A 16,269-nucleotide genomic window follows, 5' to 3' on the forward strand; every position below is an offset into this window, starting at 1 on the left:
CCGTGTCACTGGTCGTTCGCGTGAGGCCGCATTATAGACGGCCGCTGCGAAAAACGGAAGAGCTATTTGCTCAGGCCGCCGGGACCAGGCGCTCCAGCCCGCCCATATAGGGACGCAGCACCTCCGGCACGATCACGCTGCCATCGGCCTGCTGGTAGTTTTCCAGCACGGCGACCAGCGTGCGGCCGACCGCCAGGCCCGAGCCGTTCAGCGTGTGCAGCAGTTCCGGCTTGCCCTGGGCATTGCGGAAGCGGGCCTGCATGCGGCGCGCCTGGAAGGCTTCCATGTTCGACAGCGACGAGATCTCGCGGTAGGTGTTCTGCGCCGGCAGCCAGACTTCCAGGTCGAAGGTCTTGGCCGCGCCGAAGCCCATGTCGCCCGTGCACAGCGCCATCACGCGGTACGGCAGGCCCAGGTTCTTGAGGATCGTCTCGGCCTGGCCGACCATCTCGTCGAGGGCGGCATAGGACTGGTCCGGCTGCACGATCTGCACGAGCTCGACCTTGTCGAACTGGTGCTGGCGGATCATGCCGCGGGTGTCGCGGCCGTAGCTGCCCGCTTCCGAGCGGAAGCACGGAGTGTGGGCCGTGATCTTGATCGGCAGGGTGTCCAGCGCCACGATCTCGTCGCGCACCGTGTTGGTCAGCGTCACTTCCGAGGTCGGGATCAGGTAGAAGTTCTCGCCCTCGCCTTCCACGCCGCCCTTCTTCACCGCGAACAGGTCTTCGCCGAACTTGGGCAACTGGCCGGTGCCGTACAGCGAATCGGCATTGACCATGTACGGGGTGTAGCACTCGGTGTAGCCGTGCTGGTCGGTATGGGTGTCCAGCATGTACTGGGCCAGCGCGCGGTGCAGGCGGGCGATGGGGCCCTTCATGACGGAGAAGCGCGAACCGGTCAGCTTGGTGGCCGTGTCGAAGTCCAGGCCCAGCGGGGCGCCGACGTCGACGTGGTCCTTGACCTCGAAGTCGAACTGGCGCGGCGTGCCGACCTTGCGCACTTCCACGTTGCCCGACTCGTCGGTGCCGACGGGGACCGATTCGTGCGGCAGGTTCGGGATGACCTGCATGAACGCGGCCATCCTGTCCTGCACGCTGGCCAGCGCGGCCTCGTTGGCTTTCAGTTCGTCGCCGATGCCGGCCACTTCGGCCATCACGGCGCTCGTGTCTTCGCCCTTGCCCTTGAGCATGCCGATCTGCTTGGACAGCGTGTTGCGCTTGCCCTGCAGCTCCTCGGTGCGGGTCTGGATCTGCTTGCGCTCGGCTTCGAGGGCGTTGAAACCGGCCACGTCGAGCTGGTACTTGCGGCCGGCGAGGCGCGCGGCGACGGTGTCGATGTCCTTGCGGAGGAGTTGGATGTCTATCATTGTCGGGCCAGTGCCAAGTTATGGATATCGAAAGCGCAATTGTACCAAGCCGACAGCCCATTTCGGGCATTCGCCCTGCCCATCGCCTCACTCCGTGGCGCCGTCGCCGCCAGCCTCCGCATCCAGGCTGCGCAGCCACGCCAGCTTCTCCGCGATCTTCGATTCCACCCCGCGCGGCACGGGCTGGTACCAGCGCGGCTCGGGCATCCCGTCCGGCAGGTAGGTCTCGCCGGCCGCATAGGCGTTCGGCTCGTCGTGGGCGTAGCGGTAGGCGTGGCCGTAGCCCAGTTCCTTCATCAGCTTGGTCGGCGCATTGCGCAGGTGCACGGGCACCTCGCGCGACTTGTCCTTGCGCACGAAGGCCATCGCGGCGTTGAAGGCGTTGTAGCCCGCATTGCTCTTGGCCGCGATGGCCAGGTAGATGACGGCCTGGCCCAGCGCCAGCTCCCCTTCCGGCGTACCGAGGCGCTCGTAGGTTTCGACGGCATCGTTCGCCACCGTCAGCGCGCGCGGGTCGGCCAGGCCGATGTCTTCCCACGCCATGCGCACGATGCGCCGGCCCAGGTACTTCGGGTCGGCGCCGCCGTCGATCATGCGGCAGAACCAGTACAGCGCGGCGTCCGGATGCGAGCCGCGCACGGACTTGTGCAGCGCCGAGATCTGGTCGTAGAAATTGTCGCCGCCCTTGTCGAAGCGGCGCGCGTTCAGCGTCAGCGCGTTCTCGACGAACTCGCCCGTGATCTGCGTGACGCCGGACGTGTCGGCCGAGGTCTTGGTCTGTTCCAGCAGGTTCAGGAAGCGGCGCGCGTCGCCGTCCGCATAGCCGACCAGCGTCTGCACGGCGACCTCGTCGAACTGCAGGTGGCCCAGCACGCGCTCCCGCGCGCGCGCGAGCAGCTGGCGCATCTCGTCGTCCGTCAACGCCTTGAGCACATACACCTGGGAGCGCGACAGCAACGCGGAGTTCACCTCGAACGAGGGGTTTTCCGTGGTGGCGCCGATGAGGGTGACGAGGCCCGATTCGACGAACGGCAGCAACGCATCCTGCTGCGATTTGTTGAAGCGGTGGATCTCGTCGATGAACAGGATCGTATGCTTGCCGCCGGCCAGGTAGTGCTCGGCCTGTTCGATGGCCGCGCGGATGTCCTTCACGCCCGAGAGCACGGCGGACAGTGCGATGAACTCGCAGTCGAAGGCATTCGCCGTCAGCCGCGCCAGCGTGGTCTTGCCCACGCCCGGCGGGCCCCACAGGATCATCGAATGGGGCTTGCCGGACTTGAACACGAGGTTCAGGGGCTTGCCCTCGCCCAGCAAATGGCTCTGGCCGATCACCTCGCCGATTGTCTTCGGGCGGAGCAGCTCGGCCAGCGGGGCGGCGGGTTCGGTCTTGAAAAGGTCATCCATCTGGCTCATATGCGGCTCTTGCGTCGAAAGCGCAAGTGTAGCCGATGAGCGGCGGCGCCCGTTATCGTGCTCTTACTGATTGACGACTTCCGCGCCCTTCGGCACGTCGAACTTGAACTGCTGGGCGCCCAGCGACGGGTTGCGCTGGAAGCTGGTGAACTTCAGCACCGTGGTCTGGCCGAAGTTGTCCTTCAGCTCCATCGCCTGCGGCACGCCGTCCTTCAGGCCGATGGCGATCTGCTCGAAGGTCGTGTCCTTCGTCTTCGGCGTGGCGTTCAGCCATTCGAGGCCGTCGCGGGCGCCCGCCTCGGACAGGGTGAAGTTCTTTTCCAGGTCGTTGGAGCCGAACAGGATGGCGGCCGGCGAGCTGCCCAGCGCATTGCCCAGCTTGCGCGTGGTGACCTGGTTCAGGTCCTTGTCGTAGATGTACAGCGTCTCGCCGTCGGCCTGCAGCAGCTGCTCGTACGGCTTCTGGTAGGTCCAGACGAACTTGCCGGGACGGGCGAACACGAAGGTGCCGGACGATGCCGGGGCGGCCTTGCCGGTCGTGGCCTTGCTGCGCACCTGGGTCTGGGTGAATTCGCCGCGGGCGGATTTGGTGCCGGAGACGAAGGATTTGAACTGGTCGAGGGCGGCGGCGGAGGCGCTGCCGGACAGGGCCAGGGTGGCGGTGGCGATGAGGGTGGTGAGGGAGATCTTGAGATTCATGTTCATCGATATTTTCCTTATTGTGTGAACGTAGGGTGGACGGCTCGGCCGTCCACGCGTCCAACCAGCTCATGCGCCGTCGACGAGCATGCCGGAATTGAACGCGTGGACGGCGGAGCCGCCCACCCTACCCGTGACGTCCGGAGGGCGTCACTCGGCGTTGGCGGTCGGCACGAGGATGTCGCGGTTGCCGTTCGACTGCATCGGCGACACCACGCCGCTCTGTTCCATCTGCTCGAGCAGGCGGGCGGCGCGGTTGTAGCCGATGCGCAGGTGGCGCTGCACCAGCGAGATCGAGGCGCGGCGGTTCTTCAGCACCACGGCCACGGCCTGGTCGTACATGGCGTCGGACTCGCCGCCGCCCTCGCCGGCCGGGGCGCCGTCGGCACCGCCTTCCTCGGCGACACCGCCTTCGAGGATGCCTTCAATGTAATTCGGCTCGCCCGTTTCCTGCAGATGTTTTACAACTCGATGCACTTCGTCGTCCGAGACGAAGGCGCCGTGCACGCGGATCGGCAGGCCGGTACCGGGCGGCATGTACAGCATGTCGCCCATGCCCAGCAGCGTTTCCGCGCCCATCTGGTCGAGAATGGTGCGCGAGTCGATCTTGGACGACACCTGGAACGCGATGCGGGTGGGGATGTTCGCCTTGATGAGGCCCGTGATCACGTCCACGGACGGGCGCTGCGTCGCCAGGATCAGGTGGATGCCGGCCGCGCGCGCCTTTTGCGCGATACGGGCGATCAGCTCCTCGACCTTCTTGCCGACCACCATCATGAGGTCGGCCAATTCGTCGATGATGATGACGATGGTCGGCAGCTTCTCCAGCGGTTCCGGCGCGTCCGGCGTCAGCGAGAACGGGTTCGGGATGTGTTCCTCGCGCTTGGCCGCTTCCAGGATCTTGCCGTTGTAGCCGGCCAGGTTGCGCACGCCCAGCTTGGACATCAGCTTGTAGCGGCGTTCCATCTCGTTCACGGCCCAGTTCAGCGCATGGCCGGCCTGGCGCATGTCCGTCACGACGGGCGCCAGCAGGTGCGGGATGCCTTCGTAGACCGACATCTCCAGCATCTTCGGGTCGATCAGGATCAGGCGCACGTCGGCCGGATCGGCCTTGTACAGCAGCGACAGGATGGTGGCGTTGATGCCAACCGACTTGCCGGAGCCCGTGGTACCCGCCACCAGCAGGTGCGGCATCTTGGCCAGGTCGGCGATGACGGGCTTGCCGGCGATGTCCTTGCCCAGCGCGACGGTCAGGTTCGAGGCGCTGTCGCCATAGACCTTGGAGCCGAGGATCTCGGTCAGGCGCACGATCTGGCGCTTCGGGTTCGGCAGCTCCAGCGCCATGTAGTTCTTGCCGGGGATGGTTTCCACCACGCGGATCGACGTCAGCGACAGTGAGCGCGCCAGGTCGCGCGCCAGGTTGACGATCTGGCTGCCCTTCACGCCGGTGGCCGGCTCGATTTCGTAGCGGGTGACGACCGGGCCCGGATAGGCGGCGACGACCTTGGCTTCGACGCCGAAGTCGGACAGCTTCTTCTCGATCAGGCGGCTGGTGAATTCCAGCGTGTCGATGGCGACGGTTTCCTGGGCGGCCGGGGCGTCGTCCAGCAGCGCCAGCGGCGGCAGCGTGGAGTCGCCGTGCACCTCGAACAGGTGCGACTGGCGCTCCTTCTCGGCGCGCTCGGAACGGGGCACGCTCGTCATCGGCGGCTCGATCTTGATCGCGGGCGCGGCGGCGGAGGCCGAGGGCAGCGGCGCCGGGGCCGTAGCGGCCATCGTGGCGACCGGCGAGGCCGGTGCGCGCACGGGCGCCGAGAACGGTTCGTCGTCGGCGTCGAACGGCGCGCCATCGTCGACCTGCGCGACCTGCGGCTCCGCGCGCGGCGTCTCGGCCTTGGCGCCCCGTTTCAGCTTGGCCTTGGCCTTGGCGAAGAAGCCAGGCGCGGCCTCCTCCGCGGAGGCCGGCGCCTCGTCCGCCACCTGCGGCTCGTGCTTCAGGATCGGCGCGTTGCCATGCTTTTCCACGAACTTGGCGCGCTCGTGCACCAGCACTTCGTCGCGGTGGTGCGCCGCGACTTCGCCCTGGCGGCGGTCTTCGCGGTCTTCGTAGCGCAGGCGGAACCAGTCGAAGCAGCGTTCGACCGATTCGCCGATGCGCTCGGCCACGGCCAGCCAGGACACCTGGAAGTACCAGGAAAAGCCCAGGCCGAACATCAGCAGCAGCAGGAGCGTGGCACCGGTGAAGCCGAAGGCGGCATTGGCGCCGCCGCCGATCAGCTGGCCCAGCACGCCGCCGGCCGAGCGCGGCAGCTCGACCTTCATCGACCACAGGCGCAGGTATTCGAGGCCGACGCTGCCGGCCAGCATGAGCATGAAGCCGACCCAGCGCACCAGGATCTCGCCCTGGTGCTCGATCTCGGGTTCCGGGACCTCGCCGTCGATGAAGCGGCGGTGCAGGCGCCGGTAACCTTTCCAGACGGCGCGCGAAAAGCAGACGCACAGCCACCAGGCGGAAAAGCCGAAGATGAACAGCAGCAGGTCGGCCAGCCAGGCGCCGGCGCGGCCGCCCAGGTTGGCGACGTGGGCGACGACGGTGTCGTGCGACCAGCCCGGGTCGGCTTTGTTATAACTGAGCAGAATGAGGACGAAATACAACAACGCGACGGCCGTGACCAGCCAACGCGCCTCCGACAACAGGCGTACCAGCCGGTTCGGCAGGGGCTGGCGCGGCGGCCGCGGCTTGTGGGTATAGGTCGAACCGGTGGATGGACTTTGCTTGCTCATGCTGACTGAAACTGTGCTGCCGGGGTGAAATGCCCCAAAGATGCCCATTCTAAGCGATATACGGCCGCGCAGGCCCACGATTCATGCTCTTGTGCATCATCGACTATAATCTGCGGTTCCCCTCCCCCTTGATTCCGATGGTGTTCGGCCCCACTTTCCCGACATCATCACTTCAATAAGAAGTAAAAACATGACTACTCGCAAACACGCCAAAGTTCTCATCCTCGGTTCGGGCCCGGCCGGCTACAGCGCCGCCGTCTACGCCGCGCGCGCCAACCTGAGCCCGATGCTGGTCACCGGCCTGGCCCAGGGCGGCCAGCTGATGACCACGACCGACGTGGAGAACTGGCCGGGCGACCCGCTGGGCGTCCAGGGCCCGGAGCTGATGCAGCGCCTGCTGCAGCACGCCGAGCGTTTCAATACCGAGATCGTGTTCGACCATATCCACACGACCTACCTGAACGAGAAGCCGATCCGCCTGGTGGGCGATTCGCACGAATTCACCTGCGACACCCTGATCATCGCCACCGGCGCCTCGGCGCAATACCTCGGCCTGCCCAGCGAACAGGAATTCATGGGCCGCGGCGTGTCGGCCTGCGCCACCTGCGACGGCTTCTTCTACCGTAACCAGGAAGTGGCCGTCATCGGCGGCGGCAATACCGCCGTCGAGGAAGCGCTGTACCTGTCCAACATCGCCACCAAGGTCACGCTCGTGCACCGCCGCGACAAGTTCCGCGCCGAGCCGATCCTCATCGACCGCATGATGGCCAAGGTCGCCGAAGGCAAGATCGTGCTGGAGACCAACCGCACGCTGGACGAGGTGACGGGCGACCAGAGCGGCGTGACGGGCCTGCGCCTGAAATCGACGGAAGACGGTTCGATCAAGGAGCTGAAGGTGCACGGCCTGTTCGTGGCGATCGGCCACAAGCCGAACACCGACATCTTCGAAGGCCAGCTCGAGATGCACAACGGCTACATCAAGACCCGCGGCGGCAGCGAGGGCATGGCCACGGCCACCAGCGTGCCGGGCGTGTTCGCGGCCGGCGACGTCCAGGACCACATCTACCGCCAGGCGATCACCTCGTCGGGTTCGGGCTGCATGGCCGCGCTGGATGCCCAGCGCTACCTGGAGGCGCTGGAATAATCCAGCCTTGACTGACGGCATCTCGATGGCGATGAAAGACTTCGGCGACCTGAAATCCTTCCGCGACCGGCTGAAGGAAGAGGAGCGGCTGCGCGCCATCGAGAAGGCCGAGCGCGAAAAGCGCGAGCGCATCGAGCGCGAGAACGCGGCCACGTTCCGCGGCGCCGTCAAGGACGTCGTCCAGATGCCGGAATCGGACCGCTACGTGTGGCGCCCCGTGCAGGAGGCCGAGCGCCTCGCCGCCCGCGCCCCCGCCCGGCCGCGCACGGCGGCCGAGGAAACGGCGGCCGTGCTGCGCGAATCGATGCTGTCCGACGGGTTCGACGTCGACGGCCTGCTGGCCGAGGAGCCGAGCCTGTCGTGGTCGGCGCCGGGCGTGGGGCCGGACGTCGTCAAGCGCCTGCGCAAGCGCTACTGGCCCGTCGAGGACGAACTCGACCTGCACGGACTGACCCGCGACCTGGCCCGGCGCCAGGTCGACGCGTATTTGAGGAAATCGAGCAAGCGCGGGGTGCGCTGCGTGCGCATCATCCACGGTGTCGGCTATGGCTCGGCCGGCGGCGAACCGGTGTTGCGCGGCATGCTGCACAGCTGGCTGGTGCAGATGGCCGAGGTCATTGCCTTCGTCGCGGCGGGGCGGACCGACGGCGGCCACGGCGCGCTGATCGTCCTGTTACGGCCGGCTTTGGAAGATTAAATTCGTCAATTTGCGCCAAATACAACGGTGCGCATATCGGGACGAAGCGTTTTTTATGTTACCCGGCAAATATGCACCTGCTAATTGACGAAACCTGTAAGATACGGCTCCATGCGTCATGGTGATGCCACTAGTGAAGGGATCGATCCAGTAATGTCCAGCACGCCAGTACAGATGGCCAGGCCGCAACGCGTCGACCTGCTCAATTGCGCGGATGAGCCGATCCACATTCCAGGTTCGATCCAGCCCCACGGTGCCCTGGTGTTCCTGGATGCCGGCGGCCGTGCGGAAGGCTGGAGCGCCAACATCGACCTGGTGCTGGAAGAGGTCCCCCGGCTCGGCGCGCCGTTCGACGCGCTCGGCTTCCCCGACAGCGTGAACGACCTCGTGCGCGAGTGCCTGGACAACATCGAGAACGGCGAGGCCCCGGCCCTGTTCGGCGCGATCGACCTGCGCAGCGCCGAGTACGACTGTGTCGTGCATGCCCACAAAGGCCGCGTGATCGTCGAGTTCGAGGCGCGCGACGTCAGCACCGACGAAGTCGCGCTGTTCGCCATCAAGGCCCACAATTCGATCGACCGCCTGCGCCGCCAGAAGACCACCGACGGCCTGCTCGAGGCGGCCGTGCGCCAGGTGCGCGACTTCACCGGCTTCGACCGCGTGATGGCCTACCGCTTCCGCAGCGACGACAGCGGCGACGTGGTCGCCGAAGCGCGCCGCGACGACCTCGTGCCCTACCTCGGCCAGCGCTATCCGGCCGGCGACATCCCGGCCCAGGCACGGCGCCTGTACACGCTGAACACGCTGCGCATGATCGCGGACATGACCTACCATGCCGTCCCGCTGCTGGGCGCGCCGGATGCCGCGCCGCTGGACCTGAGCTTCGGCGTGCTGCGCAGCGTCTCGCCGATCCATGTCGAATACCTGCAGAACATCGGCGTCGCGGCCTCGATGAGCGTGTCGATCGTCATCAACGGCCGCCTGTGGGGCCTGCTGGCCTGCCACCACTCGACGCCGAAGCGGGTGCCCTATTCCGTGCGCCTGGCCGCCGACGTGCTGGCCCAGGTGCTCGCCTCGACCGTGCAGAGCATCGAGTCGCGCGAGGATGCGCGGCTGGTCGAGCGCGCCGCCAAGGTGCGCACCAGCCTCGTCGAGTCGCTGCTGCTGGAAGAAGATCCGCTCGAGGCCCTGATCGAGCACGGCGACGCCCTGCTCGAATCGGCCAATGCCCAGGCGCTCGTCGTCACCCAATTCGGCCGGGTGGTCTGCCGCGGCATCGAGCAGGAAGCGGGCGAAGCCATCGTCGCCGCCCTGCCGGAGCAGGCGCACGACCTGGTGCAGTACGAATGCCACAAGGAGTGGCCGATCCAGGTGCAGGCGGACCTCGGCAAATGGGCGGGCATGCTCGGCCTGCCGTTCGACCTGCCCAGCGGCGGCTGGTGCCTGCTGCTGCGCAGCGAGCAGGTGGAGCACGTGCGCTGGGGCGGCCGCCCCGACAAGAGCGAGCAGACCGGCCCCCTGGGCGCGCGCCTGACGCCGCGCGGCTCCTTCGATGCCTGGCAGGAAACCGTGCGCGGGCGCGCCCACCCGTGGGAAGAAGGCATCCTGACCCATGCGCGCATGCTGCTGGGCGAACTGGTGCGCGTGTCGAACGCGCGCCGCGCCCAGACCGAGACCATGCGCGCGCAGTTGCTGGCGATGCTGGGCCACGACCTGCGCGACCCGCTCAACTCCATCAACATGGCCGGCATGGTGCTGGAAAAGACGTCGAACAGCGACAACAAGGGCACGCTGGGCCGGCGCATCCAGTCGTCCAGCAACCGCATGCAGCGCATGATCGGCCAGGTGCTCGACATGAGCCGCATCGAGCGCGGCCTGGACCTGGGCCTGGGGACCGAACGTGTCGACCTGGCGGCCCTGGTCGAGGACATGGTCGAGGAAGCCCGCCTGGCCTACCCCACCATCGTCTACGACCTGCACACGGTCGGACCCGCCTTCGTGATGGCCGACGGGGGACGCCTGGGCCAGGTGATCTCGAACCTGCTGTCCAACGCCCGCCACCACGGCGAGCCGAACCAGCCGATCCTGATCCGCCTGGCGCTCGCGTCCGGCCGGGCCGTGCTGGACGTGTCGAACGCCGGCGCGCCGATCCCGGCGGACACGGAAGCGAGCCTGTTCAACCCGTTCAAGCGCAGCTCGATGAACAACCCGCGCAACCGCACGGGCATGGGCCTGGGCCTGTACATCGCCCAGCAGATCGTGCGCGAGCACGACGGCGAGATCGCCTACCGCCACGAGGACGGGCGCGTGGTCTTCAGCGTCCGCCTGCCGCTGGCGAGCGAGCAGCCGGCGCTGCCGCCGCAAGCGTAAATCCTTCCTTTTGCAGGGGGCGTGCACGCCCCCTTACACTGTCGGGTCCGGCATGTTAGGCTAGCAACACCGCCACAACCGACAGCTGCATGCACCTCATCACCTTCATCGAAATCACGGCGATCCTGGTGGGCGCGTTCTCGGGCTTCATCGAGGCCCGGCGCAAGCGCATGGACCTGGTCGGCGTCTTCACCGTCGCCTTCATCGCCGCATTCGGCGGCGGCACCCTGCGTGACATCCTGCTCGACAAGCGGCCCCTGTTCTGGGTGATCCACCAGGAGTACGCGATCCTGATCTTCGTGCTCGCCCTGATCGCCACGCCCCTCATGCGCACGCTGCGCCACGTGGTGTCCGAGCGCCTGATCGTGATCGGCGACGCGGTGGGCCTGGGCCTGTTCTCGGTGGCGGGCGTGTCGTCGGCGCTGGATGCGCACATGCCCCTGTTCGTGGCCGCGATGATGGGCGTGATCACCGGCATCTTCGGCGGCGTATTGCGCGACATCGTCTGCAACGAGGTGCCGATGGTGTTCCGCGACGGGAAGCCGTACGCGATCTGCGCGTTCGTGGGGAACTGGATTTTCCTGCTGATGGGGATCTACGGCTTCCCGCACGACTTCGCGCTGTGGTCGAGCGCCTTGTTCATCACGACGGCGCGCTTGTTGGCGTGGAAGTTCGATTTGAGGATGGGGAGATAGCCCCTGGCACGTCGTCCCTGCGAAGGCAGGGACCCAAGTTTGCATGTGATGCGGCAGCGCTGGAGAAATTGGGCCCCTGCCTGCGCAGGGGCGACGGTAGGTTTGCTTACACCGCGTCCGGCCCCGTCTCCCCGGTACGGATGCGGATCACCTGCTCCACCTCCTGCACGAAGATCTTGCCGTCGCCGATCTTGCCCGTGCGCGCCGCCTTGATGATGGCGTCGACCACCGTCTCGGCCATGCCGTCGTCGACCACCACCTCGATCTTCACTTTCGGCAGGAAGTCGACCACGTACTCGGCGCCGCGGTACAGCTCCGTGTGGCCCTTCTGGCGGCCGAAGCCTTTCACTTCCGTGACCGTGAGGCCCGTGACGTTGACCTCGGCCAGCGCCTCGCGCACCTCGTCCAGCTTGAACGGCTTGATCACGCAGGTAATCTGTTTCATGGTTTTCTCCTTTCAGGTATTGCAGCTTATTGTTGGGAATCCGGGATGCGCTTCAGCGCGTCCATCCACACGACGGCTTCCGAGTCGCTCGGCGCGCGCCAGTCGCCGCGCGGGGACAGCGAGCCGCCGTTGCCGACCTTCGGACCGTTCGGCACGCAGGAGCGCTTGAACTGGCTGGTCTTGAAGAAGCGCCACAGGAAGATTCCCAGGTTCTTCTTGATGGCGGCGAGGTCGTACTCGTTGCGCGCGGGGCTGCCGCCCTCCGGCCAGGGACCGACGTCGCGGTCGCGCCAGGCCGACCAGGCGAGGAAGGCGACCTTGGGCGGCGCGAAGCCGTAGCGCAGCGTGTAGTAGAGGTTGAAGTCCTGCAGCTCGTAGGGGCCGATGAAGTTTTCCGTCACCTGCGCCGGCTTGCCCTCCTCCTTCCCGGTGCCCGTCTTGCCCGGCACCAGTTCGGGGCTGATCTCCGTTTCCAGCACGGCGATCAGGACGTCGGAACCGCCGTCGTCGCCCAGCTGCTTCGTGTCCGCGACCCAGCGCACCAGGTGCGAGATCAGCGTCTTGGGCACGCTCGCGTTGACGTTGTAGTGCGACATGTGGTCGCCCACGCCGTAGGTGCACCAGCCCAGCGCCAGCTCGGACAGGTCCCCGGTGCCGATCACGATCGCGTGGTGGTGGTTCGCCAGGCGGAACAGGTGGCTCGTGCGCTCGCCCGCCTGCACGTTCTCGAACGTCACGTCGTACTCTTCCTTGCCCTCCGCGTACGGGTGGCCCAGGTCCTTCAGCATCTGGATGCAGCTGGGGCGGATGTCGATCTCGTGCGCCGTGCAGCCGACCACTTGCATCAGCTTTCGCGCCTGGTCCAGCGTGCGCTCGCTGGTGGCGAAGCCCGGCATCGTGTACGCGAGGATGTTCGTGCGCGGCAGGCCCAGGCGGTCCATCGCCTTGGCGCAGACGAGCAGCGCATGGGTCGAGTCGAGGCCGCCCGAGATGCCGATCACGACCTTCTCGTGGCCGGACGACTGCAGGCGCTGCAGCAGCGCCTGCACCTGGATGTTGTAGACCTCCGTGCAGCGCTCGTCGCGGCGGCGGCCGTCGGCCGGCACGTACGGGAAGCGCTCGACGGTGCGCGCCAGCGGCAGCTCGCGGTCCAGCGGCAGGGGCAAGGCGAAGCGCTGGATGCGGAACCTCGCCACCTCGTCCGCGTGGCGGCGCACCGATTGCGCGAAGGTGGTGGCGTGCATGCGTTCCGTCGACAAGCGTTCCAGGTCGACGTCGCCGAAGATGATGTGGGAATCGTCGCGGAAGCGTTCCGACTGCGCCAGCATGTCGCCCTTCTCGTAGATGAGCGACTGGCCGTCCCAGGCCATGTCCGTCGTCGACTCGCCCAGGCCCGCCGAGGTGTACAGGTAGGCCGCCAGGCAGCGCGCCGACTGCTGGCCGACGAGCTGGTGGCGGTAGCCGCTCTTGCCCACGACGACGTTCGACGCCGACAGGTTCACCAGCACGGTGGCGCCGGCCAGCGCGGCGAACGAGGACGGCGGGATCGGCACCCACACGTCTTCGCAGATCTCGACGTGGAAGCGGAACAGCGGCTGGTCGTTTAGCTGGAACAGCTGGTCCGGGCCGAAGGGAACGCGCTGTCCCAGCAGCTCGATTTCCGTGACGGCCGTGTTCTCCGACGGGTTGAACTGCCGCATTTCGTAAAATTCGCCATAATTGGGGAGGAAGCTCTTCGGCACGGCGCCGAGGATGCGTCCGCCCGCGACGACCACGGCGCAGTTGAACAGCACGTGGTTCACGCGCAGCGGCATGCCGACGATCAAGGCCAGCGGCAGTGTCCTCGATTCCTCGACGATGGTGCCGAGCGCGGCGACGACGGCGTCCAGCAACGCGCGCTGGTGGAACAGATCGTCGCAGGTGTAGGCCGACAGGCCCAGTTCGGGGAAGGCGGCCAGCACGGCGCCCTGTTCGGCGGCTTGTTTTGCCAGCTTGATCGTCTCGCCCGCGTTGAAGGCCGGGTCGGCCACGCGGCAACGCGGGCTGGCCACGGCGACGCGTGCGAAGTCGTGAGAGTAGAGGTTGAAGAATTGCTTATCCATCGATTGCTTATCCATCGCGCCCACCAAGTTTTTGTACGGAAGTCATCTTGAATTATCGCACGCATATCGCTTCTTCCTTGTCCGATATCGGCCGGGAAGCCTGGGACGGCCTGGTCGCGCTGCAGGACCAGCCGAACCCCTTCCTCTCGTTCTCCTTCCTCGACGCGCTGCACGATTCCGGCAGCGCCGCGCCGGACAAGGGCTGGCAGCCGCAGTTCATCGTGCTGTACGAGGACGATGCGGACAGTCCGGGCGGCGAACGCCTGGCCGCAGCCCTGCCCCTGTACGTCAAGGGCCACTCCTACGGCGAATACGTGTTCGACTGGGCCTGGGCCGACGCCTACCAGCGCAACGGCCTCGAGTACTATCCGAAGCTGCTGTCGGCGATTCCGTTCACGCCCGTGACGGGCCCGCGCCTGCTGGCGCGCGACGACGCGGCCAGGCACGCGCTGGTCGACGTGCTGCGCTCCGTGCAGCAATCGTCGGACGTGTCGTCGACGCACGTCCTGTTCCCGCCCGGCGTGCAGGCGAAACAGCTGGAGGACGCGGGCTTCCTGCTGCGCAGCGGCGTGCAGTTCCACTGGGAGAACGCGGGCTACGCCACGTTCGAGGACTTCCTCGCCACGCTCGAGCAGAAGAAGCGCAAGAACATCCGTGCCGAGCGGCGCAAGGTGCGCGAGGCGGGCGTGCTGCTCCGGCGCGTGCGCGGGACGGACGCGACGGACGAGGACTGGCGCTTCTTCACGCGCTGCTACCGCCACACCTATGCCGAGCATTACTCGACGCCCTACCTGAACCTGGATTTCTTCCGCCGCATCGGCCGCGACATGCCGCAGCACCTGCTGCTCGTGATCGCCGAGCGCGACGGCAGCCCGATCGCCGCCTCGCTCGTCGTGCACGACGACACGACGCTGTACGGCCGCTACTGGGGCGCACTGGAACACGTGCCCTGCCTGCACTTCGAGACGGCCTACTACCAGCCTTTGGAGTTCTGCATCGAGCAGAAGATCCAGGTATTCGAAGGCGGCGCCCAGGGCGAGCACAAGATGGCGCGCGGCTTCCTGCCCACGCGCACGTGGTCGGCGCACTGGCTCAAGCATCCGTCGTTTTCCGATGCCGTCGAAAAGTTCCTGGAGCGCGAGGCCGGCGGCATCGACGATTACATCGACGAGTTGAACGACCGCAGTCCGTTCAAGACGCCGAAGGCGGATTGAACGGACTGCGTAGGGTGGACGGCTGCACCGGGCGGTATCGCATCCCGCGGCGTGAAAGCCGTCCACGCGTTCGCTTACCGCCCGCGGATCGCGCCGCTTCGACGTGCGTCGAACGCGTGGACGGCGCCGCCACCACCACGATTCCGCCCTCGCGGCGCAGCCGTCCACCCTACGCCGCGGTGTCGCCGCCGCCCCCACCGCGGGTTCACGCGGCCACGTCGACATCCCCGTTGTGCCACCACAGCCGCGGATTATTGTCCGCCAGCTCCCGCAACAAGTCCCATACCACCTTCACCCGCCGCAGCCGGTACAGGTCCGTCGGCGCCGCCAGCCAGAACGAGCGCTCGGCGTAGAAACCCGGCAGCACGGGCACCAGGCGCCCGTCGTCCGGCACCGCGTACGGCGGCGCCATCATGAGGCCCATGCCCAGGGCCGCGGCCTCGATCTGCCCCGTCATCCCCGAGCAGCACAGGCGCCGGCGCGGCGTGAATCCCAGTTCGTTCAGGTAGGACAGCTCGCGGCTGGCCAGCCGGTCCTGCACGTAGTCGACGAAGTCGTGGCGCTCCAGGTCCGCGTGCGTGCGGATCGGCGGATGCTTCGCGAGATAGACGGGAGAGGCGTACAGGTAGAAGCGGAACGAGGCCAGGCGCGTGACCACGTAGCGCCCCGTCGCGGGCGGGTCCAGCATGACGCCGAGGTCGGCCTCGCGGTTCGCGAGGTTGGCGAAGCTGGGCAGCGCCAGCAGGTCGATCGACAGGTCCGGATGGTCTTCGAACAGTTTCAGGAGCACGGGCGCGACGACGCGCACGCCGAACACTTCCGGCACCCCCAGGCGCACCACGCCGTGCGCCGCCACCTCCGCCCCGCCCAGCTGCTCGGCGGCGGCCAGCGCCGCGCCTTCCATCGCTTCCGCATGGGGCAGCAGCGCGCGGCCCATCTCGGTCAGCTCGTAGCCTTCGCGCGAACGGTCGAACAGGGTGGTGCCCAGCTGCTGCTCGAGCCGGTCGATGCGGCGCGCGACGGTGGTGTGTTCGACGTCGAGGCGGCGCGAGGCGCCGGACAGCGTACCCGCTCGCGCCAGTTCCAGGAAGAAACGTAGATCGGTCCATTCGGGCAAGCTGTTCATCCAGGGCACCGTTGTTCGATATCAAGATGACATATTGTGCACTGGTGCACAGTCGCGCTGCAACCTTTTCGTCACGACGCTTGTCCGCGCACAGCGGCCGGGCGTCGGGCCCGTCATCGCCCCTCGCAACCCGACCATGCCTGCCTTGTTGTGGTGTTCGGGGATGTGCAAATTTGCACAATAGGGTGGGCGCGATGTTGTCTTTTCACCTCTT

The 16,269-nt window shown here is 66.9% G+C and carries 12 protein-coding genes; 5 read left to right on the top strand and 7 right to left on the bottom strand.

All coding sequences use genetic code 11. The features are described 5' to 3' along the window. Window positions 1-70 precede the first annotated feature (70 nt). From serS to QPK32_RS03570, 4 genes are all read right to left on the bottom strand, one after another. Complete coding sequence (gene serS, locus QPK32_RS03555; protein WP_290411398.1) at window positions 71-1,366, bottom strand: serine--tRNA ligase; 1,296 nt, start codon at window positions 1,364-1,366, stop codon at window positions 71-73. 87 nt (window positions 1,367-1,453) lie between these two features. Continuing rightward, window positions 1,454-2,770, bottom strand: coding sequence for a replication-associated recombination protein A (locus tag QPK32_RS03560; RefSeq protein WP_290411399.1), 1,317 nt, complete (start codon window positions 2,768-2,770; stop codon window positions 1,454-1,456). A 72-nt stretch (window positions 2,771-2,842) separates the two neighbouring features. Beyond that, window positions 2,843-3,478 carry an outer membrane lipoprotein chaperone LolA gene (lolA, locus tag QPK32_RS03565; RefSeq protein WP_374046701.1) on the bottom strand — a complete coding sequence of 212 codons (636 nt, stop codon included), beginning with the start codon at window positions 3,476-3,478 and terminating at the stop codon, window positions 2,843-2,845. 150 nt (window positions 3,479-3,628) lie between these two features. Beyond that, the gene (locus QPK32_RS03570; RefSeq protein ID WP_290411401.1) at window positions 3,629-6,262 is read right to left on the bottom strand and encodes a DNA translocase FtsK; all 2,634 of its coding nucleotides are present in this window, start codon (window positions 6,260-6,262) and stop codon (window positions 3,629-3,631) included. A gap of 190 nt (window positions 6,263-6,452) precedes the next feature. On the opposite strand from QPK32_RS03570, the gene trxB reads away from it, so the two are divergent. From trxB to QPK32_RS03590, 4 genes are all read left to right on the top strand, one after another. Then, a complete protein-coding gene (gene trxB, locus QPK32_RS03575) occupies window positions 6,453-7,406 on the top strand; it encodes a thioredoxin-disulfide reductase (protein ID WP_290411402.1) in 954 nt (317 codons plus the stop codon). 7 nt (window positions 7,407-7,413) lie between these two features. After that, complete coding sequence (locus QPK32_RS03580) at window positions 7,414-8,103, top strand: Smr/MutS family protein (RefSeq protein WP_308632435.1); 690 nt, start codon at window positions 7,414-7,416, stop codon at window positions 8,101-8,103. A 153-nt stretch (window positions 8,104-8,256) separates the two neighbouring features. After that, window positions 8,257-10,473, top strand: a complete 2,217-nt coding sequence (locus QPK32_RS03585; protein ID WP_290411403.1) for an ATP-binding protein — start codon at window positions 8,257-8,259, stop codon at window positions 10,471-10,473. Window positions 10,474-10,562: 89 nt separating this feature from the next. Further along, complete coding sequence (locus QPK32_RS03590; RefSeq protein ID WP_290411404.1) at window positions 10,563-11,168, top strand: trimeric intracellular cation channel family protein; 606 nt, start codon at window positions 10,563-10,565, stop codon at window positions 11,166-11,168. A gap of 106 nt (window positions 11,169-11,274) precedes the next feature. On the opposite strand, the gene QPK32_RS03595 is transcribed toward QPK32_RS03590, so the two are convergent. Further along, window positions 11,275-11,613 carry a P-II family nitrogen regulator gene (locus QPK32_RS03595; RefSeq protein WP_290411405.1) on the bottom strand — a complete coding sequence of 113 codons (339 nt, stop codon included), beginning with the start codon at window positions 11,611-11,613 and terminating at the stop codon, window positions 11,275-11,277. A gap of 26 nt (window positions 11,614-11,639) precedes the next feature. Then, on the bottom strand, window positions 11,640-13,715 hold the full coding sequence (locus QPK32_RS03600; RefSeq protein ID WP_290411406.1) for an NAD(+) synthase: 2,076 nt from the start codon (window positions 13,713-13,715) through the stop codon (window positions 11,640-11,642). Window positions 13,716-13,762: 47 nt separating this feature from the next. Between QPK32_RS03600 and QPK32_RS03605 the strand changes: the two genes are divergently transcribed. Beyond that, window positions 13,763-14,929, top strand: a complete 1,167-nt coding sequence (locus QPK32_RS03605) for a GNAT family N-acetyltransferase (protein ID WP_290411407.1) — start codon at window positions 13,763-13,765, stop codon at window positions 14,927-14,929. A gap of 205 nt (window positions 14,930-15,134) precedes the next feature. Here the strand turns inward: QPK32_RS03605 and QPK32_RS03610 are convergent, their stop codons facing one another. Then, window positions 15,135-16,055, bottom strand: coding sequence for a LysR family transcriptional regulator (locus tag QPK32_RS03610; protein WP_290411408.1), 921 nt, complete (start codon window positions 16,053-16,055; stop codon window positions 15,135-15,137). Window positions 16,056-16,269: the final 214 nt, after the last annotated feature.

The organism is Massilia sp. YIM B02763 (genome assembly GCF_030412015.1).
GTDB lineage: Bacteria > Pseudomonadota > Gammaproteobacteria > Burkholderiales > Burkholderiaceae_D > Telluria.